The following is a 23,491-nucleotide window of genomic DNA, read 5'->3' on the forward strand; positions in this document are numbered from 1 at the left end:
TTCTGCCAAGTCAGAAATGAAACTCCCGTCGGAATGAGTTAGACTGACAAATTTAGACTAAGTTTTGTAGTATTTCATGTGATAGATTAGGCTTAAAAATCTCATTTTATGGAGTTGAAATAAGTTGCTTCATGGACACGATTCGAAGAGCGATTGGAACGATTCTCATTTTGAGTACGCATCTTGTTTTATGTTATCTCTACATGATATAATGAAAAAGAGGTATAAGCTATGTCAGATTTAGAAATTAAAAAAATTGATATCAAAGATTTTGGTTGCTATAAAGACTACAAACAGCATAGTCAGTCAGGCATCGGTAATGATTTTAATGATGGAAGTATTAATATTTTTTACGGTAGAAACTATTCCGGAAAAAGTACTTATTCGAAAATTTTTCAAACTATTGAACTTAAGCAACTTCCAGAAAAGTACGGAGATATAGAGTTTGAAATCAAATTATCTAACCAGATAGTTATCAAATCAAATGAAATAATGACTCATGAGTTACCTATAGATTGTAAGGTTTTTAATCAGCGATTTATTGACGATAATATTTATCTTCACAATGACAATAAATTAAATAGTTTCCAAATTTCGATAGGTAGTGATACTAATGAGATTTTGAAGAAAATCGAAGATATACGATTAAACGAACTTAAACCTAGAAATGAAAAATTGTCACAGATTGAATCGGATATAACTAAAAAACAAGAAAAGCTTAAGAGCAGTGAAGATGATTTGAATTTAAAACTGAGAACAACTGCATCAGAAATCAAGAATTTAAAGAATCCCTCGGTCGTAGTTGGTAATAGATATGATATACGAGATATAAAGGAGGAGTTTGAAAAATATTCAGCTCATTTTCCTATTTTACCATTACAAGATGATGAGAAGGCTGTAGCTGAGTTAGAAAAGAATGTTGAACAAGCCAAAATACGAATTCTTGAAAAAACATAAATAAACCACAAAAAATTGATTTAGTTAGTTTTGATAAAAATTTTAATTTCACATTATTTTTAGAAAATACGAAGAAACTTTTATCTAAAGTTGTCTCAGTAAGTAATATTTTAGATGAATATAAAGATAGTCCAGATAAAATAAATTGGATTAAGCATGGTGTTGATATCCATGGAGATAATCCAGAAAAATGTGTATTTTGTGGTAACAGCATTGATGGTGAGCTTATTAAAAATCTAAAGTTGGCTTTTTCTGATGAGTTAAGCTCTCTGGAAAACGAATTAGTATTGCAAAATAATAGGATAAAATCAGAAATCCAAAAATTAGATGCTATTCCAAATATTAATAGGGAAGATTATTTTAAAGATTCTGTATCTGATATTCAAAATATAAACAAAGAGATTGAAAATAATATTGATAATAGAAAAGAGTTCTAGAAATACTAGAATCAAAGATTTCAGAAAAACAACGAGACATTTTTTTAAAATTGAAATTAATGATTTAAATTGGATTGATTTTTCCGAAATTCAAGTTGAGATTGACTCACTATATAATGACACTATTGAACAGATAGAACAATTTGAGGATAGGAAAACTAAAAGTATAGATTTTCTTCGAAGATATTATATTGTAAAAGAGTTTCCTGTATCTGAGTTCACTAAACTATCTCAAGAAATTAACCAACTTAAAGAAGATATAAATATAAATGAAAATTCTGAAGAACATAAAAAAATAAAGGAACAAAAAGAAAAATTTGAGCAAGATATTATTGAGCTTGAAGGTAGTTTAAAGTCAGAATCTGAAGCAGCAAAACGTATAAATATGATACTTCAAAATTCTTTAGCACATTCAGAGATGTCCCTAAAATCAGTCGATGATGAGGAAGGTATATATTTTGAAGTTTCTCGTAATGAAGAGAGAGCATATAATTTAAGTGAGGGTGAAAAATCATTAATAGCCTTTGCTTATTACATTACAAGATTAGAAAGTTTGTCGACAGAAGAAAAGTCAAAAACAATCTTATTTATTGATGACCCTGTCTCTAGTCAGGATGAAAATAACATTTTTTATATTTACAACCTAATTTTTTGTCTTCTAGAAAAGAAAGAATTTTTACAGTACTTCTTGTCCACTCATAATCTAGATTTCTTGAAATATACAAATAGATTTTCTAATAAAAATAAAAAAGATTATTACTTAATAGAAAAGATAAAAGAAGCTGAAAATGTCCCGTCGAAAAGTTATATAAAAAAATTGCCCAAGCATTTATCAAATAAAGTCACAGAATTTGTATTTCTGTTTGAACAGATATATAGAGTGGCGACGGAAGATGAAGACGAAAATAATTTTTCTGTTTTTTATAATTTTCAAAACAATGGTAGAAAATTTATTGAAACTCTCTTGTACTTTAAATATCCTGATTATAAAACAAAGAATGACGATAAAATTATTAATTATTTCGGAGATGAGAATGCTCCATTTATACAACGCATAAATAATGAGTACTCTCATGGAGAAGATAGGTTTGATAGAACTCGCAATCCTATTAATACAAGCGAATTTAAGCATGATGCTAGAATAATATTAGGTGTCTTATACCAAAATGATTCAGAACAATTTAAATCATTTCTCAATAATAGTAATTTAACTCTCCCAGATTTTCTGGAAGATAGATAAAAATAAAATAAGGACATTTCATTAAAGAGAAGTCCTTATTTCTATATTGCTAAGTGTCATGCTCCCTTTGTCTCGGCTTTTATGCTAGTCCGGAGAGTTCTTTTCAATTTTTGCTGGCTAACAGATTCTTTGTCAAAGAAAAACTCCGGGATACCCCAGAGTTAGTGTTAGATTTAAGCTTTCTTTGATTTAGAAATATAGAATAATTGTAGAACGATACCAAGGAGTGCCATACCAATAACGATGTAGAAGGCCATTGAATAGTCTCCCTTGTTTGCTTGAGCAAGTCGAGCTCCTAACTGTGGTCCGGCAATAGCTGCAACACCATAGGCCGTGAACATCCAGCCGTAGTTTGTGCCGACATTGGCCACGCCCCAATTTTCGGCTGTGATACCTGGGAAAGATCCAAGGAAGCCACCGAAGGACAGGGCAACAAGCATGACGCCTAAGATTGCAAGGATGCTTCCTTCCCCTTTAAAGAGGGCGGTCAGTGCCAAGCCACCAGCGACAGCGCCAAACATGGCGATTACAGTAGGGTAGCGGCCGATTTTGTCCGATACAGCTCCCCAGAAGATTCGTCCAAAAGTATTGGCGATAGAAACCAACATAACGAATAGAGTTGCTTCTCCAACTAGTTTATATTGGTCGGAGATAGACGCTGCTGAGCCGATAATCATCATACCACCAGTAGCACCTAAAATGTAGATGAGCCACAGCAACCAGAAGTTGCCTTCGCGCAGCATTTCTTTGTGAGTTTTTCCTGTCTGTGCAGAACTTCCTGATGCTGGAGTAGCCGCTGGAGCTTTTTCCATGACAAGAGAAGAGCAGCAGATAACGACAAGTAGGGCAATTCCCAGAACTTTAAATGTAGAATAAACGCCCATTGAAGCGATGAGAGTTTTGGCAAGTGGTCCGATGATTAGTGGTCCAAGTCCAAAGCCAGCTGCGGTTAAACCACCCGCGAGACCTTTTTTATCAGGGAACCATTTGGTAGCGACAGAAGTTGAAGCGCCATAGGCTGAACCGATACCGAGACCAAGGACAACCCCGTAGGTCAAGTAGAGTACAGGAAGAGAAGTTGCAAATCCTGTAGCAAACATACCAGCACCAAAGAGAATGCCTCCTAGAAAGACAAATTTCTTAGGGCCTAATGAATCGACTTTAGGTCCGAAAAGAATCATGCCGATTGGCACCATTGCAAAAGAGATACTGAAGGCTAGAGAGGTTTGAGCTTGCACCCATCCTTGGCTAGCATTGGCTTCCAGTAGCGCTTTTTGAAAAACAGACCAGGCGTATCCAGCACCTAAAGAAAGGTTGGTTAAGATAGCTGCTGCTAAAATGAACCAGCGATTTGGTGTTTTTTTCATAATGATATCCTCATTTATATATTTTTTCTAAAAAGTGATAGAAAACCAGCCGTACCCAAATAGTTGTCCTGCATGTTTCCTGCAAGGCAGGTAAAATAGCAGAAGCTTGGCTACAGAATTTCTTACGATAAAACCGATATATCAAAATTAAGCGCTTACATATTTGTTAACATCTCTATCATATCGTGCTTTGAGGCAAAAATCTACTTAATTAAAATGAATAGGTCTATTAGGCAGATTAATATTTTTCCTTATTTACAATCATTCTTAATAGAAAATCCCTCTTTGTCATGATATAATGGAAATAAGCTAGAAATGAATGTATATGGAGTATAGAGAAGATGAATGAGGAGCATAAAAAAGATTACCAAGAAGTGATTAAACATCTGAGGCTGAAAGGTGTTCGAATCACGGAGACGAGAAAGGCTGTGATTGCTTTTATTATCAGCAGTCATGACCACCCTAGTGCAGAGATGATTTACCAAGCCCTCTTGCCTGAATTTCCTAATATGAGCTTGGCGACTGTTTATAATAACTTAAAAGTATTAATTGATGAAGGCTTTGTCTCTGAGCTCAAAGTCCGAAATGACACGACGACTTATTATGATTTTATGGGGCATCAGCACCTCAATGTCATTTGTGAAAAATGTGGTCGAATTGCAGATATGGACTTGGATTTACCAGATGTTCAGCAGGAAGCAGAAGAGCAGACCGGTTATCAAATTACCAAGAGCCAGATGGTCGTTTATGGCATTTGTCCAGAGTGCGCCCAGCAGGAACAAGTGGCTAGTTAGAAGTCTTGAATGAGAATTGATTTTCTCAAAATCCTGATCAAGTGGAAAATTTCACAAATATCCCGCTGAGACTAGATTTTTGAGAGAAAATTTTGTAAAATAGAATAGATAAACGGGGTAGACCCCGGAAAATAAAAGGAGAATCCATCTAATGGTAAAATTGGTTTTTGCTCGCCATGGTGAGTCTGAATGGAACAAAGCTAACCTCTTCACTGGTTGGGCTGATGTAGATCTTTCTGAAAAAGGTACACAACAAGCGATTGACGCTGGTAAATTGATCAAAGAAGCTGGTATCGAATTTGACCAAGCATACACTTCAGTATTGAAACGTGCAATCAAAACAACAAACTTGGCTCTTGAAGCTTCTGACCAATTGTGGGTTCCAGTTGAAAAATCATGGCGCTTGAACGAACGTCACTACGGTGGTTTGACTGGTAAAAACAAGGCTGAAGCTGCTGAGCAATTTGGTGATGAGCAAGTTCACATCTGGCGTCGTTCATACGATGTATTGCCTCCAAACATGGATCGCGATGATGAGCATTCAGCTCACACTGACCGTCGTTACGCTTCACTTGACGACTCAGTAATCCCAGATGCTGAAAACTTGAAAGTGACTTTGGAACGTGCCCTTCCATTCTGGGAAGATAAAATCGCTCCAGCACTTAAAGATGGTAAAAACGTATTCGTAGGAGCTCACGGTAACTCAATCCGTGCCCTTGTAAAACACATCAAACAATTATCAGATGACGAAATCATGGACGTGGAAATCCCTAACTTCCCACCATTGGTATTCGAATTCGACGAAAAATTGAATGTAGTTGCTGAATACTACCTTGGAAAATAATTGATGATGAAGCTCTGCTTAGCAGGGCTTTTTCTCATTGTTGGAGAAAAATTCTTTTTCGATCCTTTTAGATTTCCATGCTTCATTGCTGGGGAAATGTGGTAAAATAAAAGATAGATTTTTACGAGGATGAGAGAAGAAATGTCTAAGAGAAAATTTGATAGCCATTCTATCACAGGCCGACTCTACCTTCTATTTGGTATAGTCGGAGTCTTATTTTTGGTGCTGATTGCTCGTCTGGGCTATATGCAGGTCGTCAATCAAGAATTTTATACTGATAAATTAGCTAAGGCCAGTAAAACAAAGATTAAGTCGAGTTCGGTTCGTGGACAAATCTATGACGCTTCGGGCAAGCCCCTGGTGGAGAACACAACCAAGCAAGTGGTGACCTTTACACGAGACAATAAACTGACAGCAGAAGAAATCCGTGAAACAGCACAAAAACTGCTGCAGTATGTGTCTGTGTCGGACCTAAAGGTGACCGAGCGCCAAGAAGTTGACTATTATCTGGCGGACAATAAAGTTTACCGCGAAGTGGTTGAAAAATTACCTAAGGAAGAAAAATTTGATACGGATGGCAATCGTTTACCTGAAGCCAAGATCTATAAGGCAGCAGTGGAGAGTATTGATCCAAGCCAGCTAGGCTATACAGATGAGGAAAAGAGGATTATCGCTCTATTTAGCCAGATGAATGCTGTTCCAAACTTTTCAACAGGGACGATTCAGACAGATGATTTGACGACGGAGCAGGTCGCTACGATTGCGTCCATCGGAAAAGAACTTCCGGGTATTAGTATTTCAACCAGCTGGAATCGGAAAGTTTTGGAAACATCGTTGGCTTCGATTGTTGGTCAAATTTCAACCGAAAAAACAGGTCTGCCAGCTGAGGAAGCAGATGACTATGTCAAGAAGGGCTATTCTCTGAATGACCGAGTGGGAATTTCTTATCTGGAAAAAGAGTATGAGTCTGTTTTACAAGGAAAACGAGCAGAAAAAGAAATTCGGCTGGACAAAAATGGCAACATGGAGAGCGTTGAGACCATTTCCGAGGGAAGCAAAGGGAACAACTTGAAACTAACCGTAGATCTGACTTTCCAGCAGGGAGTCGAGGATATTCTCAGAAATGCCTTTAATATGGAGCTAGCCAAGGGCAATGCAACCTATTCAGAAGGTGTCTATGCCGTGGCTATGGATCCCAATACAGGATCAATCTTGGCTCTGGCTGGTGTCAAGCATGATCTGGAAACAGGCGAAATCTCGGCGGATGCGCTGGGTACCATTACCAATGTTTTCGTTCCAGGTTCTGTCGTCAAGGCGGCTACCTTAACCGCTGGTTGGCAGTATGGAGCCATTTCAGGAAATCAATCCTTGGTCGATCAGCCGATTCTTTTTGCGGGTTCTACTCCCATCAATTCTTGGTTTACGGCCTATGGTTCACGTTCTATTACGGCGGTGGAGGCTCTGGAATACTCGTCTAATACCTATATGGTTCAGGTGGCCCTAAATATGCTTGGAACTCCGTATAGCCCAAATATGGCTTTAGGAACCCATAATGTCGATGCTTCAATGAAAAAGCTCCGTTCGACTTTTGCAGAATATGGTCTGGGGACTGAAACAGGGATTGATTTACCGACAGAATCAACAGGCTATATTCCTAAAAACTTCACGGTCAGCAATTATATTACGGATGCTTTTGGTCAGTTTGATAACTACACTCCACTTCAGTTGGCTCAATATGCGTCGACAGTAGCCAATAACGGCAAACGGGTAGCTCCGCATCTGGTTGAAGGCATTTACGCCAGCAACGACCAAGGTGGACTGGGAGACTTGATTGAGAAGAAGGAAACAAAAGAATTAAATCAGGTCAATATTTCTGAGGGAAATATGGCTCTGATAAAACAAGGTTTCTATCAGGTGGTCAATGGATGGAGTGGCTTTACAACTGGACGGACGATTGCGCAGGGCGCTATGGTTTCTATCAGTGCCAAAACAGGGACTGCCGAAACCTTTGTCAACGGTGGTACATCTGCTATCAATACCAATGTTGTATCCTATGCACCAAGCGATAATCCTAAAATAGCTGTGGCCGTGGTCTTTCCGCACAATACCGACCTTTCCTCAACGGTTAGCCACAGTATCACCCGTGATATTATCAACCTTTATAATCAACAGCACCCTATGAATTAGAAAGGAAAGGCAGTAGAATCAGATCAAGATTTTACTGCTCAACGATTACCATTATGCTTTATCCAACCCCTATCGCCAAATTGATTGATAGCTTTTCCAAACTGCCGGGAATCGGCATCAAGACAGCTACTCGTTTGGCCTTTTATACCATCGGGATGAGTGACGATGATGTCAATGAATTCGCCAAAAATCTACTAGCTGCCAAGCGTGAGCTGACTTACTGCTCTATCTGTGGCAATCTGACGGACGATGATCCCTGTGCCATCTGTACAGATCAAACGCGCGATCAGACTGTGATCCTCATCGTTGAGGATAGTCGTGATGTGTCTGCCATGGAAAATATCCAAGAATACCACGGACTTTATCATGTCCTCCACGGCCTCATTTCCCCCATGAACGGTGTAGGACCAGATGATATCAATCTCAAGAGTCTCCTGACTCGCTTGATGGACAGCCAAGTGATGGAAGTGATTGTGGCCACCAATGCAACGGCTGACGGAGAAGCAACTTCTATGTATATTTCGCGGGTGCTCAAGCCTGCAGGTATCAAGGTGACTCGACTGGCCCGCGGATTGGCTGTCGGCGCTGATATCGAATATGCAGACGAAGTAACCCTGCTCCGAGCGATTGAAAATCGGACAGAATTGTAAGACAACGGAAAGATTTCCTGCTGAAAAACAGCTTTGGGAGTCTTTTTTCTATTCAAAAATGCGGGGAAATATGGTATACTGAAACAGTCTAAAAAGAAGATGGGGCAACCCAAAATGAACTTATAGCTAGAAATGTTAGGATAAGATAATGGTCAAACAAACCTTGATTTTACTATATGGTGGCCGTAGTGCTGAGCGAGAAGTTTCAGTCTTGTCGGCTGAGAGTGTCATGCGCGCTATCAACTATGACAAATTTTCTGTCAAGACTTATTTCATCACAAAAGCTGGCGATTTTATCAAAACGCAGGAATTTACAGAAAAACCAGCTACAGATGAAAAGCTCATGACCAATGATACGGTTGACTTCTCGCAGCAAGTCAAACCGAGTGACATTTATGAGGAAAATGCAGTTGTCTTTCCTGTTCTTCATGGACCTATGGGCGAGGATGGCTCTATCCAAGGCTTTCTTGAAGTGCTGCGCCTTCCTTATGTGGGCTGCAATATCTTGTCTTCCAGTGTTGCCATGGACAAAATCACTACCAAACGTATTCTGGAATCTGCTGGAATCCCACAGGTTCCTTATGTAGCAGTGATTGAGGGTGAAAATCTGGAAGAAAAGATTGTCGAAATCGAAGAAAAATTGACTTATCCGATTTTTACCAAACCGTCTAACATGGGCTCTAGTGTCGGTATTTCTAAGTCTGATAATCAAGAGGAGCTGCGGGCGGCGTTGGATTTGGCCTTCAAGTACGACAGTCGTGTCTTGGTTGAGCAGGGAGTCAATGCGCGTGAGATTGAGGTTGGTCTCTTAGGAAATTATGACGTTAAGAGCACCTTGCCGGGCGAAGTGGTCAAGGATGTGGCTTTCTACGACTATGAAGCCAAGTATATTGACAATAAGATTACCATGGATATTCCTGTAAAAATCTCGGATGAGGTTATTTCAGTCATGCGTACGAATGCTGAGACAGCCTTTCGTGCCTTGGGCGGACAGGGATTGGCTCGCTGTGATTTCTTCTACACTGAAGAGGGGGACATTTTCCTCAATGAGCTCAACACCATGCCTGGCTTTACTCAATGGTCTATGTATCCCTTGCTTTGGGAAAATATGGGACTGCCTTATTCCGAGTTGATTGAGACATTGGTAAATCTAGCTGAAGAGGCCTTTGCTAAGAGAGAAGCGCATCTTTTATAATTATGATATAATAGAGGGACTGAGATGACAGACTGAATATTTACTATTTAGTCTGGCCTCAATCCCTTCTTTTTTGGGAAAAAGCGGAAAAATGAGTTAAAAATATGAAATTAGATTTATATGAAATAGCAGAAGTCTTGGCTGCCAAAAATGATGTCAGTCAGTTTGAAAATGTGACTTTGAGAAAGGCTGAATTTGACAGCCGGTTGATTGAGGCGGGGGATCTTTTTATCCCGCTTAAGGGGGCGCGTGACGGACATGACTTTATCGCGACGGCCTTTGCTCAGGGAGCTGCAGCGACCTTGTCTGAGCATACAGTAGCAGACGGTCCTTATATCTTGGTCGATGATGTACTAGCGGCCTTTCAAGCCTTGGCTCAATACTATCTGGAAAAGACAGGGGTAGATGTGCTCGCTGTGACGGGCTCCAATGGGAAGACTACAACCAAGGATATGCTGGCTCACCTACTGGCTACTAGCTACAAAACCTATAAAACTCAAGGCAACTATAATAATGAAATCGGTCTGCCTTACACGGTGCTCCACATGCCGGACGACACAGAAAAGCTAGTTTTGGAAATGGGACAGGATCACTTGGGGGATATTCATCTTCTGTCTGAAATTGCCAAGCCTAAAACGGGCATTGTGACCTTGGTTGGCGAAGCTCACTTAGAATTTTTCGGAAGCCGTATGGAGATTGCTAAAGGCAAGATGCAGATTGCGGATGGCATGAGGAAAGACGGTCTACTCTTGGCTCCGGCTGATAAGATCGTCAATGATTTTCTGCCAGACCAGCAAAAAGTGGTTCGCTTTGGTCCCGATGCAGATATTTGCTTGACCCGTCTAGAAGAGCGCAAGGATAGTTTGACCTTTGAAGCGAATTTTCTGGAGCTGGCGATTGACTTGCCCGTGACTGGCAAATACAATGCGACCAACGCTATGATTGCGTCTTACGTAGCTTTGCAGGAGGGGGTCAGTGAGTCGGCGATTCGTCAGGCCTTTGCACAGCTGGAATTGACCCGCAATCGAACCGAGTGGAAGAAGGCGGCTAATGGAGCCGATATCCTGTCTGATGTCTACAATGCGAATCCAACAGCTATGCGCTTGATTCTTGAAACCTTCTCAGCGATTCCAGCTAGTCAGGGTGGCCGCAAGGCTGCAGTCTTGGCGGATATGAAAGAGCTGGGTGCTGACTCCAAGCTGATGCACGGAGCCATGATTACCAGCCTCAATCCAGAGATTATCACAGATCTATTCCTCTATGGAGAGGATATGGAAGCTCTCTACGTCTATGCTCGGGAAATCTACCCACCAAATCGGGTGCATTATTTTGTCAAAAATGCTGACAAGGATCAGTTTGAAGATTTGACCAAGACCGTTAAGACTTGGTTGCAATCATCCGACCAAATCTTGCTCAAGGGCAGTAATTCGATGAAGTTGGATAAACTAGTGGAGGTCTTGGAGCATGGAGACAAGTGATACAGCTTTAATTCTGCAACGACTGTTGGCTATAACGGATACAGGTTTGTCTTTTGCTGCCAGTGACTTTGATCGAGAACGCTATGCGGATATCAGAGACAATCTGAATCAGCTGCTCAGAGAGACCAGCCATCTGGAACCGGATGAGCTGTCTGACTTGCTCCGTCCGACAGATTTTTATGCGACTCCTTTGGTCGATGTCCGAGCTTTTATCGTTCAGCAGGGCAAGATTTGTCTAGTACGAGGACAGCAAGAGGAGACATGGGCTCTGCCGGGTGGTTTCTGCGAAGTAGGCTTATCTCCCAAAGAAAATATAGTAAAAGAAATTCAGGAAGAAACTGGATTTCAAGCTAGCGTAGTACGCTTGCTGGCTGTCTTTGATAGCAATAAATTCCAGCCACAAAGTAAGCAGTATGTCAAACTTGTGTTTGAATGTCAGCTGAAAGAAGGAGATTTTCAGCCAAATTTAGAAATCGCTGAGCTGAGTTTCTTTGCCCCACAGGATTTGCCTCTTCTATCCGAGAAAAGGATAACAAAAGAGCAGCTGCAACTTCTCTGGAATATTTATCAGAATCAGCAAGAACAATATATAGACTAGATTGAAGTTGATGCTGATTGGATGCTTATATCCAGTAGACCAGATAATCTAGCTCAATCTGACTAGAGTTGTAATGGCCAGAAGCTATTACTCTAGGAAGTTGAAAACTTTTTGAAAAGAAATTAAGGACTTTGCTAGGAAGAGCAAGCCCAGTGTCCTTAAAAATATTTATTAGGATGAAAATTTGAAAGATGAATTTACTAGATTTTTTTACTAGTCACAAAACAGAACCGCCTGTGATGACGCCTTTTGCTTATATTCTGCTCATGATGAGCCTAGTGTCCGTCATCTATGTTGCTAGTCGTTTTTTTGAGCGAAAGAAAGTGCAGACTTTTTTTAGAGTTGCCCAAATCGTGCAATTAGTCTCTTTGTATGGCTGGTACTTGGTTATTCAGGAGCCTTTGTCGGAGAGTCTCCCCTTGTATCATTGTCGAGTCGCTATGTTTGCTGTCTTGCTACTGCCAGATAAAGTAGCTTATAAGCAATATTTCGCCTTGTTGGGAGTATTTGGACCGATTTGCGCTATTGTCTATCCGATTTTGGACCCTTATCCATTTCCGCATATCACGCTATTTTCATTTTTCATCGGTCATTTAGCCCTGTTAGGCAATTCGATTATCTACCTGATGAAGCATTATGATAGACTTAATCTGTCCTATCGCCGTATCATAGAAATCACCTTTGGCTTAGATTTCCTCATCTTGCTTGGAAATATTGCATTCGGAGGCAACTACGGTTTCTTAAAGGAGCCACCTCTGGTAGGAGATCATGGTATGCTTGGGAATTATATGATCGTGTCTGTGGTCTTAGCGACGGCCTTGCTTCTATTTTCTTACTTGTTCAAAGAAATGAAGGAAAGACAGGCAGAGCGATTGACCCAATAAAGATTGGAAGAGGAAATGATTTCTCTAGCAACTAGGAAAATTCTGCCTAGATCTTCAATCTGACTGCGAGTTTGAACTTACAGATTTTAAAAGTAGAAAGGAAACTGGATGCATCATTTTTTGACTACCAACCAAACTGAACCACCCTTTGTTTCAGCTTTGGCCTACTCTTTGATGATGGCATTGCTTTTGCTGTCTATATATGCATCGATAAAATACCATAAGAATCCTAGCTTTATCAAAAGCATGAAAATTCTTCAATTGTGCCAACTGGCAATTCTTTATAGCTGGTATGTGGGTTTTCAGCTCCCTCTGGCAAATAGTCTGCCTTTGTACCATTGCCGTTTGGCCATGTTTGCGGTGGTCTTTCTGCCAGATAAATGGCCCAGCAAGCAGTATTTTGCCCTTCTAGGAGCCAGCGGGGCAGTCTTCGCCCTCGGTTATCCAGTCTTTGATCCTTATGATTTCCCGCATATTACCAGCTTCTCTTTCCTGATTGGTCACTATGCCCTCTTGGTTAATTCCCTGATTTATCTGATGAATCACTACGACAAGACCCAGCTCAAGAAATATACGATTGTCCTCTATACTTTTGTGCTCGATGCCTTTCTTGTCGGTGTTAATCAAGTGACGGGTGGGAATTACGGTCTGCTAAAAAGTCCGCCTTTTATCAGTCAGCACAATCTTTTAGTAAAATATTTAGCTGTGTCAATTATTTTGTCCGCTACTTTGCTTCTTTTTGATGAAGTATTTAAGAAACGCTGGAAAAAACAGTTGGAAATTGTTTAATATTGAATGTTATAGCTCCTGCCAAGTTTAGTTGGCAGGGGTTTTCTTAAATCTGATTTTAATCTTAATCTTTGCAATTTTCTCTTTAGCAGTGTCATTGTCGAATTTTAAGACAAGTTAGCCAAATATAAAGAATAGAATCGCTGGCAAGGGCGATTTTTATCTTTCTTATATAATTGAAAAAAAGCGCTAAATCCGCTATAATAGGTAGGTTGAAAGGATTAGAATATTCCAATGTAAAATAAAAAAATACTGACATTCACCATTATCCTAAAATGAAAGAAAGAGAAGAAAATGACTCTACAAGAAGAAATTAAGAAACGACGCACCTTTGCCATTATTTCCCACCCGGACGCGGGGAAAACAACCATCACTGAGCAGTTGCTCTATTTTGGGGGGGAGATTCGTGAGGCTGGTACCGTAAAAGGTAAGAAAACAGGAAATTTTGCTAAGTCTGACTGGATGGATATCGAGAAACAACGTGGGATTTCGGTCACTTCATCTGTTATGCAATTTGACTACGACGGCAAACGTGTCAATATCCTAGACACACCAGGGCACGAGGACTTCTCTGAAGATACCTATCGGACCTTGATGGCGGTGGATGCTGCGGTCATGGTCGTGGACTCTGCCAAGGGTATTGAAGCCCAAACCAAGAAATTATTTGAGGTTGTCAAACACCGTGGGATTCCCGTCTTTACCTTTATGAACAAGCTGGACCGTGACGGTCGTGAGCCACTGGACCTCTTGCAAGAATTGGAAGAAGTCTTGGGGATCGCTAGCTATCCGATGAACTGGCCAATCGGGATGGGGAAAGCTTTTGAAGGCTTGTATGACCTTTATAACCAACGTTTGGAGCTCTATAAAGGGGATGAGCGTTTTGCTAGCCTGGAAGATGGGGACAAGCTTTTTGCCAGCAATCCTTTCTACGAGCAAGTCAAGGATGATATCGAACTTCTAAATGAAGCGGGGAATGAGTTTTCAGAGGAAGCTATTTTAGCTGGTGAGCTAACCCCGGTCTTCTTTGGTTCAGCTCTTACTAACTTTGGTGTGCAGACCTTCCTTGAAACTTTCTTGAAATTTGCTCCAGAACCACACGGACACAAGAAAACAGATGGTGAAATTGTGGATCCTTATGATAAGGATTTCTCAGGATTCGTCTTTAAAATCCAAGCCAACATGGATCCTCGTCATCGAGACCGTATCGCTTTTGTCCGTATCGTATCGGGTGAATTTGAGCGAGGCATGAGTGTCAACCTGCCTCGTACTGGTAAGGCTGCCAAACTGTCGAATGTTACTCAGTTTATGGCGGAAAGTCGTGAGAATGTCACCAATGCCGTAGCAGGAGATATCATCGGGGTTTACGATACAGGTACTTATCAAGTTGGAGATACCTTGACAGTTGGAAAAAATAAGTTTGAATTTGAACCGTTGCCAACCTTTACACCTGAAATTTTCATGAAAGTTTCTGCTAAGAACGTCATGAAACAAAAATCCTTCCACAAGGGGATTGAGCAATTGGTGCAAGAGGGAGCCATTCAGCTTTATAAGAATTACCAAACAGGAGAGTACATGCTGGGCGCTGTTGGTCAACTCCAGTTTGAAGTCTTTAAACACCGTATGGAAGGCGAGTACAATGCGGAAGTGGTCATGAATCCTATGGGGAAAAAGACAGTTCGTTGGATCAAGCCGGAAGACCTAGACGAGCGTATGTCTTCAAGCCGAAATATCTTGGCCAAAGACCGCTTTGACCAACCAGTTTTCCTCTTTGAAAACGACTTTGCCCTCCGTTGGTTTGCGGATAAGTATCCAGATGTAGAGTTAGAAGAGAAGATGTGATTCAGTACTACCAATTGGAACTAAACTTCCTAATTGGTGGACGCTAGCCGCTATTTGGCGGACTAGCTAGCTGCCTTACACTTATGTTTAGAAAATAATATCGATTTGCTTGGTTATTGTCAGGACATAGGAGCTTTGGCTATGAGGCTAAGTGTGGGCATTATGTATGAGCTATTAGACAATCATTCTAGATCGCAGAAAGGAGTTCTATGTTTCTGGAAAGAAAACTAAAAGACCAATCTGTCTGGATCAACATTGACTCAGATGATGTTAAAAAGAATGGACAGATTTATCAGGATTATAATATCGACCTTGAAACTATCGAATATGCGCTGGATAAAAACGAGCGGGCTCACATGGACTACAATCGTGAGAATGGGACGGTTCTTTTTATCTATAATGTCCTGAATTTAGCGACAGAGAAGGACTACTATGAGACCATTCCGATGACTTTCGTGGTGCAGCAGGATCGTCTCATCACCATCAGTAATCAAGACAATGCCTATGTGGTTGATATCATGAAGGCCTACACGGAGCACCATGAACCCGTGTCAGTCTATAAGTTTCTTTTTGCCAGTCTAGAGTTGATCTCCAATTCCTACTATCCGGTCATTGAGCAGATGGACAAGCGCAAGGATGAGCTTAACAGACTTTTGCGTCAAAAGACCACCAAAAAGCACTTGTTTGCCCTCTCCGACTTGGAAACTTCTATGGTCTATCTGGTGGCGGCATCCAAGCAAAATACTATTCTTCTGGGGCACATCAAGAGCCATGCTGTTTATCGTAGCTTCGATGAACTAGAAACCGAGCAGTTTGAAGATGCCATGATTGAGGCACGTCAGCTAGTTTCAATGACGGATTTGATTGCTCAGGTTCTTAGCCAGCTTTCGGGCTCCTACAATAACATCCTGAACAACAATCTGAATGATAATTTGACTGTCTTGACCATTATTTCGGTTCTTCTAGCAGTTTTAGCCGTTATCACCGGCTTCTTTGGTATGAATGTACCCCTGCCTTGGGCAACGGACAAGAATGCTTGGCTGTACATTATCACCATCAGTATTGTTCTTTGGGTTCTTCTGACCAAGTTCCTCAACTGGGTGGTCAATAAAGAGCGATGAATAAAATACATTAAACGAATGAGGTTTTCGAACCTCATTTTTTTGTGGTGCTAGCTGGAGCGGGTTTCATCTTCTGTTTATGAAAAATAAAGAGAAAATTTCCTGTATAGTAGGACAAAAAGTTGAAAAACTGCTTTCAAAGTAGTATACTAATCTTAGTATTATAATAGGAGGTTTCATATGCTGCATGTAAAAAAACTAGAAAAAAGTTTTGGGCAAAAGCAAGTCTTGTTCGGTATTGATTTTGAAGCCCAGCCGGGGCATATCCTTGGTTTGATTGGGAAAAACGGTGCTGGGAAAACAACGATTTTTCACAGTATTTTGCGCTTCCTAGACTATAGTGGAGATATTCGTTTCGAAGGGCAGGCTATTGAGCAGGAGACCTATAGCAGGATTGGCTATCTGCCTGAGGAAAGAAGCCTGATGCCCAAGCTGACGGTCTTTGAGCAAGTGCGCTATCTGGCAAATCTAAAGGGTGTGCCAACCGCTGTTGTCAAAGAAAGACTGCCCCAGTGGATGGAAAAGCTTCAGGTCAAGGGGAAATTAACCGACAAAATCAAGAGTTTGTCTAAGGGGAACCAGCAAAAGGTTCAGCTGATTATCACGCTCCTGCATGAGCCAGACTTGATTATTTTAGATGAGCCTTTCAGCGGTCTGGATCCTGTCAATACTGAAATCCTGAAGGAAGTCATTGTTGAGGAGAAAAAGCGCGGAGCAACGATTATCTTCTCGGATCATGTCATGACAAATGTGGAAGAGTTGTGCGATGATGTCTTGATGATTCGTGACGGGCAAGTGGTTCTCAATGGCGATGTGCAGGCAGTCCGCAACCAATATGGCAAGACTCGTCTTTTCGTTTCAAGTGACTTGTCACAGGCTGAATTAGAAGCCCTGCCCCATGTTGTCAAGGCGACGCAGACCAAGCAAGGCATCTGGAAATTGATTTTGGACGACGAAACAGCTGGTCCTGAATTGTTTGATCGATTGACTCAGGGAAGTTATGTGGCAACTTTCGACCAGCAGGCACCGACAATTGATGAAATTTTCAAATTAGAATCAGGGGTGGAAGTATGAAACAAATGTTAATCGTAATCAAAGAAACCTACCTGCGTCATGTCAAGTCTTGGAGTTTTGTCTTTATGGTCTTGTCTCCTTTTCTCTTTCTTGGGCTGAGCTTGGGGATCGGTTATCTTCAGGGAAGTTCTATGGCTTCCTCTCAAAAGGTAGCAGTACTGACCCAGCTTGATTCTGTCAGAGAAGTATTAAGAGCTGAAGATCAGCTGAGTTTTCAGTACAAAGATGAAGCAGCAGCCAAGCAGGCTGTAAAAGATAAGAAAATCGCAGGTTATCTGACGATTGAGGAAAGAGGCGGACAGCTCTCTGCCACCTACTATGCAGAAACCAGCATGAACGCTGCAACGAAAATGGCTCTGTCCAATTCCCTTATTCAGGTTCAGCAGGCTTTAAACCTGGCTCAGGCCGATTTATCAGATGAGCAGAGTCAGATTCTTGCGCGGACAGTCCAGTTTGAAGAAAAAATCGATGAAAACAAAGAAAGCAAGAAGATGGTTCAGACCTTTGCTGCAATAGGACTGGGCTTCCTGCTTTATATGATTCTGATTACTTATGCTAGCGTTACTGCCCAAGATGTGGCCAGTGAAAAGGGCACAAAAATCATGGAAGTCATCTTCTCCAGCATTAAAGCGACGGATTATTTCTATGCCCGTATGATTGGGATTTTTGCAGTGATTCTTAGCCATCTGGGCATTTATGTGCTCGGTGGACTGGCGGCCTTTCTCTTTGCGGACAGCATTCCTCTTGTGTCCCAAGTCTTGAAGAGCAATCCAGCCATTCAACAGTATATCGGAGAAGCTGTATCCTTGAATACCCTAGCTTTTGTAGCAGTTAGCATATTTATGTATGTTGTCTTATCAGCTTTTCTTGGTTCAATGGTGGCACGAGCAGAAGATACAGGAAAAGTCCTTTCGCCCGTTATCATGCTGATTTTAGTCGGCTTTATGGGAGTTTCAGCTTTGGGGGCTGCAGGAGACAATGTGATTTTGAAAGTTGGTTCTTATCTTCCTTTCATCTCGACCTTCTTCATGCCATTCCGATCTATCAATGGTTATGCGACCAGCTTGGAAGCTTGGCTTTCTCTAGGAATTACAGCTGCTTTTGCGGTGATGATGACCGTTTTCATTGCACGAATCTACTCCAGTCTTGTCTTGCAGACGGATGATTTGGGAGCTTGGAAGACCTTCAAACGTGCTTTAAGATATAAATAAATCACAACTTCACTGGAGTCATCTGGTGAAGTTTTCTTTTTGTATTTTAATTTAATATTTTGAATAATAGGGCTAGGTAAAAAGTGGAATTTATGGTAAAATAGTACAGATAAAACAAGGAGTGGAAAAATGGTAGAACCTAAATATAAGCGTATTTTGATTAAACTATCTGGAGAAGCTTTGGCTGGCGAAAAAGGTGTAGGGATCAACATCGCCACTGTCCAAAAGATGGCTGAAGAAATCAAGGAAGTCCATGAACTGGGCATTCAAATTGCCTTGGTTATCGGTGGCGGTAATCTTTGGCGAGGCGAGCCAGCAGCAGAAGCGGGTATGGATCGCGTTCAAGCGGACTATACTGGCATGTTGGGAACAGTCATGAATGCACTTGTAATGGCAGATTCCTTGCAGCAAGTGGGCGTTGACACCCGCGTTCAGACAGCGATTGCGATGCAGCAGGTGGCTGAGCCTTATATTCGTGGACGTGCTCTTCGTCACTTGGAAAAAGGTCGGATCGTTATTTTCGGTGCTGGTATTGGTTCACCATATTTCTCAACAGATACGACTGCTGCTCTGCGGGCTGCAGAAATTGAGGCAGATGCTATCCTCATGGCTAAAAATGGTGTGGACGGGGTCTACAATGCCGATCCAAACAAGGATAAAACAGCTGTGAAGTTTGATGAATTGACCCACCGTGATGTTATTAATAAAGGCTTGCGCATCATGGACTCGACTGCTTCTACCCTTTCTATGGACAATGACATTGACCTAGTCGTCTTTAATATGAATGAACCTGGCAATATCAAACGAGTAGTCTTTGGCGAGCAAATCGGGACAACTGTCTCAAATAATTTATAAAAATCAGGAGAAAAGAAAATGGCAAATGCAATTGTAGAAAAAGCAAAAGAAAGAATGACCCACTCGCACCAAAGTTTGGCGCGTGAATTTGGTAGCATCCGTGCGGGTCGCGCTAATGCTAGCCTTTTGGATCGCATCCATGTGGAGTACTATGGAGTAGAGACACCGCTTAACCAACTTTCTTCTATCACGATTCCAGAAGCGCGTGTGCTATTGGTAACGCCTTTTGACAAGTCTTCTATCAAGGATATCGAGCGTGCCATCAATGCATCTGACTTAGGTATCACACCATCTAGCGACGGATCTGTCATTCGTTTGGTTATTCCAGCTCTGACAGAGGAAACTCGTCGTGAATTGGCTAAAGAAGTGAAAAAAGTCGGTGAAAATGCTAAGATTGCGATTCGTAACATCCGTCGCGATGCGATGGACGAAGCCAAGAAACAGGAAAAGGCTAAAGAAATCACTGAAGATGAATTGAAGGTTCTTGAAAAGGATATCCAAAAAGTCACTGATGATGCAGTGAAGCATATCGATGATATGACAGCGACTAAGGAAAAGGAACTTCTAGAAGTTTAATATTTTAGCAGAATCAAAACTCAGTTGGCCTAGGCTGGCTGAGTTGTTTTAACATAAAAATCCTTGCGATTAGAAGAGGCAAGGTAGAAGTAGGACTATATGAACACAAATCTTGCTAGCTTCATCGTGGGGATTATCACAGATGAAAACGATCGTTTTTACTTTGTCCAGAAAGACGGACAGACTTATGCGCTTTCTAAGGAAGAAGGGCAACATGAGTTCGGTCAGTCTGTCAAGGGCTTTGCCTACAGCGATATGAAGCAGAAACTTCGCCTGACGACTCTTGAAGTCACAGCGACCCAAGAGCAATTTGGCTGGGGAACAGTGACGGAGGTTCGTAAGGATCTAGGCGTCTTTGTCGATACCGGCCTGCCGGATAAGCAAATCGTCGTGTCACTAGACATCTTGCCAGAAATCAAGGAACTTTGGCCTAAGAAGGGCGACCGCCTCTATATTCGTCTGGATGTGGACAAGAAAGACCGCATCTGGGGTCAACTGGCCTATCAGGAAGACTTCCAGCGTCTGGCTCGCCCTGCCTACAATAACATGCAGAACCAAAATTGGCCAGCCATTGTTTATCGGCTCAAGCTTTCTGGCACCTTTGTCTATCTGCCAGAGAATAATATGCTGGGCTTTATCCATCCGAGCGAGCGCTATGCAGAGCCACGTCTGGGGCAGGTCTTAGACGCACGAGTAATTGGCTTCCGTGAAGTAGACCGCACCCTTAATCTCTCCCTCAAGCCTCGCTCCTTTGAAATGCTGGAAAACGATGCCCAGATGATTTTGACCTACCTGGAGAGCAACGGCGGCTTCATGACTTTGAACGATAAATCTTCACCAAATGACATCAAGGCTACTTTTGGTATTTCCAAAGGCCAGTTTAAAAAAGCTCTGGGCGGTCTCATGAAGGCTGGTAAAATCAAGCAGGACCCGACTGGAACGGAGTTGGTTTAAATGAGAAAATCTTTTTACAGTTGGCTGATGACGGAGCGCAATCCTAAAAGTAATAAGCCCAAAGCAATTTTGGCGGATTTGGCTTTTCAGGACACGGCCTTTCCTAAGCACACGGATGATTTTTATGAGGTCAGTCGTTTTCTGGAGGAGCATGCAAATTTTTCCTTTAACTTGGGCGAGTTTGATGCTATTTGGGAAGAGTATCAGGCCCATTAAGTGGATAATGGCTAGGTATAGTCATTTTCTCCTTGCTTTGATATAATAAAGGTAATTCATTCAAAAATATTAAAATAGAGAGGTTCTTTGTTTGCAGGAATATTCAGTAGAATTAAAACTGGGTCATCCAGATGATGCCTTTCATCTCTTTGGCTCTAATGAACGCCATCTGCGCCTGATGGAGCAAGAATTGAAGGTCATCATACATGCCCGAACCGAGGTTGTGCAGATTTTGGGGACGGAGACTGCCTGCGAGGAGGCTCGCCAGATCATTCAGGCTCTCTTGGTCTTGGTCAATCGTGGCATGACCATCGGTACTCCCGATGTTGTGACAGCTATTACTATGGTCAAAAATGATGAAATTGATAAGTTTGTAGCTCTTTACGAAGAAGAGATTATCAAAGACAGCTATGGCAAGCCAATTCGGGTCAAGACACTTGGCCAGAAAATTTATGTGGATAGTGTTAAAAATCATGATATTGTCTTTGGGATCGGGCCAGCTGGAACAGGGAAGACTTTTCTGGCGGTGACCTTGGCAGTGACTGCTCTCAAACGTGGGCAGGTCAAACGCATCATCTTGACGCGACCAGCGGTAGAAGCTGGTGAGAGTTTGGGCTTTCTGCCTGGTGACCTTAAGGAAAAGGTGGATCCATATCTTCGTCCGGTCTATGATGCCTTGTATCAGATTTTGGGTAAGGACCAGACGACGCGCCTGATGGAGCGAGAAATCATTGAGATTGCACCCTTAGCCTATATGCGGGGGCGGACGCTGGATGATGCTTTTGTCATTCTGGATGAAGCTCAAAATACGACCATCATGCAGATGAAGATGTTCCTGACACGTCTCGGCTTCCAGTCTAAGATGATTGTCAATGGAGATATCAGTCAGATCGACCTGCCTCGCAATGTCAAGTCCGGCCTCATTGATGCTCAGGAGAAATTGAAAAACATCTCCCAGATTGATTTTGTGCATTTCTCAGCTAAGGATGTGGTTCGCCATCCAGTAGTGGCGCAGATTATCCGTGCCTATGAGCCGCCAGCTCCTAAGAAAGAGGATCGTGAAGTAGCTGAGGACGAAAGCGCGAGCTGATGATAAATGATAAAAAACGACTAACTTGATGAACATGTTAGTCGTTTTCTAGTGTCTGCAAATTATTTGGTTAAACCGTAGTTGTAGTCATCATCTTGCATGGCTTCAACTTCACCAAGAAGGTAACCATTTCCGACCTGAGAGAAGAAGTCGTGGTTAGATGTTCCTGTTGAGATCCCGTTCATGACGATTGGGTTGACATCGTCCGCTGAATCTGGGAAAAGTGGATCTTGTCCCAAGTTCATGAGTGCCTTGTTGGCATTGTAACGAAGGAAGGTTTTCACTTCTTCAGTCCAGCCAACACCGTCATAGAGGCTTTCTGTATAGCCTTCTTCGTTTTCGTAGAGGGTGTAGAGCAGGTCGTACATCCATTCTTTGAGTTTCTCTTGCTCTTCTTCAGGCAATTCATTGAAACCAAGTTGGAATTTGTAACCAATGTAAGTCCCGTGGACAGACTCATCACGGATGATTAGTTTGATGATTTCCGCAACGTTGGCTAGTTTGTTGTTACCGAGATAGTAGAGGGGCGTAAAGAAACCAGAGTAGAAGAGGAAAGTTTCAAGGAAAACGCTGGCAATCTTCTTTTCAAGGGGGCTACCATTGAGGTAGATTTCGTTGATAATTTCAGCTTTTCTCTGTAGGTATGGGTTTGTGTTAGTCCATTCAAAGATTTCTTCGATTTCAGCCTTGGTATTCAAGGTAGAAAAGATAGAAGAGTAAGACTTGGCGTGAACAGACTCCATAAATTGAATGTTGTTGAAGACAGCTTCTTCGTGGGCAGTACGGACGTCCTTACGTAGAGCATCCACACCAGATTCAGATTGGAGGGTATCCAGCAATGTCAATCCTCCGAAGACTTTGCCGACCAAGTCTTTTTCCTTGTTGGACAATTTTCTCCAGTCATCCAGGTCATTAGACAAGGGAATCCGTGTATCGAGCCAGAATTGCTCCGTCAGCTTTTCCCAAGTTGATTTGTCGATGACATCTTCGATAGCATTCCAGTTTATGGCTTTATAGTATGTTTCCATGATAATCTCGCTTTAAACTTCTAATACTTGCTTATGTCGCCAATGGAATGATTTCCTTGGCGACATTGCGATAAGTGTTTTTTATACTTTATTTTGTTGAATTTAAA

The 23,491-nt window shown here is 41.7% G+C and carries 23 protein-coding genes; 21 read left to right on the top strand and 2 right to left on the bottom strand.

Annotated elements, in window-relative coordinates:
* The first annotated feature begins 231 nt into the window (after positions 1-231).
* From ACWPVL_RS07215 to ACWPVL_RS07225, 3 genes are read left to right on the top strand one after another with little or no spacing between them, the layout of a single operon-like run.
* Entirely contained in the window at positions 232-957 is a 726-nt protein-coding gene (locus ACWPVL_RS07215; protein WP_454387912.1) for an AAA family ATPase, read from the top strand.
* Between the two features lie 14 nt (positions 958-971).
* The gene (locus ACWPVL_RS07220) at positions 972-1,394 is read left to right on the top strand and encodes an AAA family ATPase (protein WP_454388210.1); all 423 of its coding nucleotides are present in this window, start codon (positions 972-974) and stop codon (positions 1,392-1,394) included.
* On the top strand, positions 1,372-2,634 hold the full coding sequence (locus tag ACWPVL_RS07225; RefSeq protein WP_454387914.1) for an AAA family ATPase: 1,263 nt from the start codon (positions 1,372-1,374) through the stop codon (positions 2,632-2,634). The genes ACWPVL_RS07220 and ACWPVL_RS07225 overlap by 23 nt, the downstream gene beginning before the upstream one ends.
* Before the next feature lie 173 nt (positions 2,635-2,807).
* Here the strand turns inward: ACWPVL_RS07225 and ACWPVL_RS07230 are convergent, their stop codons facing one another.
* Positions 2,808-4,001 carry an L-lactate MFS transporter gene (locus ACWPVL_RS07230; protein WP_454387916.1) on the bottom strand — a complete coding sequence of 398 codons (1,194 nt, stop codon included), beginning with the start codon at positions 3,999-4,001 and terminating at the stop codon, positions 2,808-2,810.
* Positions 4,002-4,342: 341 nt separating this feature from the next.
* Here ACWPVL_RS07230 and ACWPVL_RS07235 point away from each other — a divergent pair, with 341 nt between their 5' ends.
* From ACWPVL_RS07235 to ACWPVL_RS07320, 18 genes are all read left to right on the top strand, one after another.
* A complete protein-coding gene (locus ACWPVL_RS07235; RefSeq protein ID WP_454387918.1) occupies positions 4,343-4,795 on the top strand; it encodes a Fur family transcriptional regulator in 453 nt (150 codons plus the stop codon).
* 151 nt (positions 4,796-4,946) lie between these two features.
* Positions 4,947-5,639, top strand: coding sequence for a phosphoglycerate mutase (locus ACWPVL_RS07240; protein WP_195914775.1), 693 nt, complete (start codon positions 4,947-4,949; stop codon positions 5,637-5,639).
* A 129-nt stretch (positions 5,640-5,768) separates the two neighbouring features.
* The gene (gene pbp2b / locus ACWPVL_RS07245) at positions 5,769-7,826 is read left to right on the top strand and encodes a penicillin-binding protein PBP2B (RefSeq protein ID WP_313963760.1); all 2,058 of its coding nucleotides are present in this window, start codon (positions 5,769-5,771) and stop codon (positions 7,824-7,826) included.
* Between the two features lie 53 nt (positions 7,827-7,879).
* Positions 7,880-8,476 (top strand): recombination mediator RecR, encoded by a 597-nt coding sequence (gene recR, locus ACWPVL_RS07250; protein WP_005589561.1) that lies wholly within the window; start codon positions 7,880-7,882, stop codon positions 8,474-8,476.
* 148 nt (positions 8,477-8,624) lie between these two features.
* Entirely contained in the window at positions 8,625-9,671 is a 1,047-nt protein-coding gene (locus tag ACWPVL_RS07255) for a D-alanine--D-alanine ligase (protein ID WP_454387921.1), read from the top strand.
* 104 nt (positions 9,672-9,775) lie between these two features.
* A complete protein-coding gene (locus tag ACWPVL_RS07260) occupies positions 9,776-11,149 on the top strand; it encodes a UDP-N-acetylmuramoyl-tripeptide--D-alanyl-D-alanine ligase (RefSeq protein ID WP_313963019.1) in 1,374 nt (457 codons plus the stop codon).
* The gene (locus tag ACWPVL_RS07265; RefSeq protein ID WP_313963020.1) at positions 11,136-11,747 is read left to right on the top strand and encodes an NUDIX hydrolase N-terminal domain-containing protein; all 612 of its coding nucleotides are present in this window, start codon (positions 11,136-11,138) and stop codon (positions 11,745-11,747) included. The genes ACWPVL_RS07260 and ACWPVL_RS07265 overlap by 14 nt, the downstream gene beginning before the upstream one ends.
* A gap of 191 nt (positions 11,748-11,938) precedes the next feature.
* Positions 11,939-12,631: a YwaF family protein gene (locus tag ACWPVL_RS07270; RefSeq protein WP_313963021.1), complete on the top strand. Its 693-nt coding sequence runs from the start codon at positions 11,939-11,941 to the stop codon at positions 12,629-12,631.
* Between the two features lie 108 nt (positions 12,632-12,739).
* Positions 12,740-13,420, top strand: coding sequence for a YwaF family protein (locus ACWPVL_RS07275; protein WP_313963022.1), 681 nt, complete (start codon positions 12,740-12,742; stop codon positions 13,418-13,420).
* A gap of 294 nt (positions 13,421-13,714) precedes the next feature.
* Complete coding sequence (locus tag ACWPVL_RS07280; RefSeq protein WP_313963023.1) at positions 13,715-15,259, top strand: peptide chain release factor 3; 1,545 nt, start codon at positions 13,715-13,717, stop codon at positions 15,257-15,259.
* Positions 15,260-15,468: 209 nt separating this feature from the next.
* Positions 15,469-16,380: a magnesium transporter CorA family protein gene (locus ACWPVL_RS07285; RefSeq protein WP_454387924.1), complete on the top strand. Its 912-nt coding sequence runs from the start codon at positions 15,469-15,471 to the stop codon at positions 16,378-16,380.
* 180 nt (positions 16,381-16,560) lie between these two features.
* Complete coding sequence (locus ACWPVL_RS07290; RefSeq protein ID WP_454387926.1) at positions 16,561-17,454, top strand: ABC transporter ATP-binding protein; 894 nt, start codon at positions 16,561-16,563, stop codon at positions 17,452-17,454.
* Positions 17,451-18,665: an ABC transporter permease gene (locus ACWPVL_RS07295; RefSeq protein ID WP_454387928.1), complete on the top strand. Its 1,215-nt coding sequence runs from the start codon at positions 17,451-17,453 to the stop codon at positions 18,663-18,665. Before ACWPVL_RS07290 ends, ACWPVL_RS07295 begins: the two co-directional genes overlap by 4 nt.
* 129 nt (positions 18,666-18,794) lie before the next feature.
* The gene (pyrH, locus tag ACWPVL_RS07300; RefSeq protein ID WP_005589574.1) at positions 18,795-19,520 is read left to right on the top strand and encodes a UMP kinase; all 726 of its coding nucleotides are present in this window, start codon (positions 18,795-18,797) and stop codon (positions 19,518-19,520) included.
* Positions 19,521-19,538: 18 nt separating this feature from the next.
* Positions 19,539-20,096, top strand: coding sequence for a ribosome recycling factor (gene frr, locus ACWPVL_RS07305; RefSeq protein WP_005589576.1), 558 nt, complete (start codon positions 19,539-19,541; stop codon positions 20,094-20,096).
* A gap of 99 nt (positions 20,097-20,195) precedes the next feature.
* The gene (gene cvfB / locus ACWPVL_RS07310) at positions 20,196-21,050 is read left to right on the top strand and encodes an RNA-binding virulence regulatory protein CvfB (RefSeq protein WP_454387931.1); all 855 of its coding nucleotides are present in this window, start codon (positions 20,196-20,198) and stop codon (positions 21,048-21,050) included.
* On the top strand, positions 21,051-21,266 hold the full coding sequence (locus tag ACWPVL_RS07315; protein ID WP_454387933.1) for a YozE family protein: 216 nt from the start codon (positions 21,051-21,053) through the stop codon (positions 21,264-21,266).
* 91 nt (positions 21,267-21,357) lie between these two features.
* A complete protein-coding gene (locus ACWPVL_RS07320; RefSeq protein ID WP_454387935.1) occupies positions 21,358-22,356 on the top strand; it encodes a PhoH family protein in 999 nt (332 codons plus the stop codon).
* A 62-nt stretch (positions 22,357-22,418) separates the two neighbouring features.
* Here the strand turns inward: ACWPVL_RS07320 and nrdF are convergent, their stop codons facing one another.
* Entirely contained in the window at positions 22,419-23,384 is a 966-nt protein-coding gene (gene nrdF / locus ACWPVL_RS07325) for a class 1b ribonucleoside-diphosphate reductase subunit beta (protein ID WP_005589584.1), read from the bottom strand.
* Between the last annotated feature and the right edge of the window lie 107 nt (positions 23,385-23,491).

Source organism: Streptococcus sp. Marseille-Q8145, assembly GCF_965112035.1.

Coding starts and splice junctions, on each gene's coding strand:
- ACWPVL_RS07215 (WP_454387912.1), top strand. CDS start 232: ATGTCAGATTTAGAAATTAAAAAAATTGATATCAAAGATTTTGGTTGC.
- ACWPVL_RS07230 (WP_454387916.1), bottom strand. CDS start 4,001: ATGAAAAAAACACCAAATCGCTGGTTCATTTTAGCAGCAGCTATCTTA.
- ACWPVL_RS07235 (WP_454387918.1), top strand. CDS start 4,343: ATGAATGAGGAGCATAAAAAAGATTACCAAGAAGTGATTAAACATCTG.
- ACWPVL_RS07240 (WP_195914775.1), top strand. CDS start 4,947: ATGGTAAAATTGGTTTTTGCTCGCCATGGTGAGTCTGAATGGAACAAA.
- pbp2b (WP_313963760.1), top strand. CDS start 5,769: ATGAGAGAAGAAATGTCTAAGAGAAAATTTGATAGCCATTCTATCACA.
- recR (WP_005589561.1), top strand. CDS start 7,880: ATGCTTTATCCAACCCCTATCGCCAAATTGATTGATAGCTTTTCCAAA.
- ACWPVL_RS07255 (WP_454387921.1), top strand. CDS start 8,625: ATGGTCAAACAAACCTTGATTTTACTATATGGTGGCCGTAGTGCTGAG.
- ACWPVL_RS07260 (WP_313963019.1), top strand. CDS start 9,776: ATGAAATTAGATTTATATGAAATAGCAGAAGTCTTGGCTGCCAAAAAT.
- ACWPVL_RS07265 (WP_313963020.1), top strand. CDS start 11,136: ATGGAGACAAGTGATACAGCTTTAATTCTGCAACGACTGTTGGCTATA.
- ACWPVL_RS07270 (WP_313963021.1), top strand. CDS start 11,939: ATGAATTTACTAGATTTTTTTACTAGTCACAAAACAGAACCGCCTGTG.
- ACWPVL_RS07275 (WP_313963022.1), top strand. CDS start 12,740: ATGCATCATTTTTTGACTACCAACCAAACTGAACCACCCTTTGTTTCA.
- ACWPVL_RS07280 (WP_313963023.1), top strand. CDS start 13,715: ATGACTCTACAAGAAGAAATTAAGAAACGACGCACCTTTGCCATTATT.
- ACWPVL_RS07285 (WP_454387924.1), top strand. CDS start 15,469: ATGTTTCTGGAAAGAAAACTAAAAGACCAATCTGTCTGGATCAACATT.
- ACWPVL_RS07290 (WP_454387926.1), top strand. CDS start 16,561: ATGCTGCATGTAAAAAAACTAGAAAAAAGTTTTGGGCAAAAGCAAGTC.
- ACWPVL_RS07295 (WP_454387928.1), top strand. CDS start 17,451: ATGAAACAAATGTTAATCGTAATCAAAGAAACCTACCTGCGTCATGTC.
- pyrH (WP_005589574.1), top strand. CDS start 18,795: ATGGTAGAACCTAAATATAAGCGTATTTTGATTAAACTATCTGGAGAA.
- frr (WP_005589576.1), top strand. CDS start 19,539: ATGGCAAATGCAATTGTAGAAAAAGCAAAAGAAAGAATGACCCACTCG.
- cvfB (WP_454387931.1), top strand. CDS start 20,196: ATGAACACAAATCTTGCTAGCTTCATCGTGGGGATTATCACAGATGAA.
- ACWPVL_RS07315 (WP_454387933.1), top strand. CDS start 21,051: ATGAGAAAATCTTTTTACAGTTGGCTGATGACGGAGCGCAATCCTAAA.
- nrdF (WP_005589584.1), bottom strand. CDS start 23,384: ATGGAAACATACTATAAAGCCATAAACTGGAATGCTATCGAAGATGTC.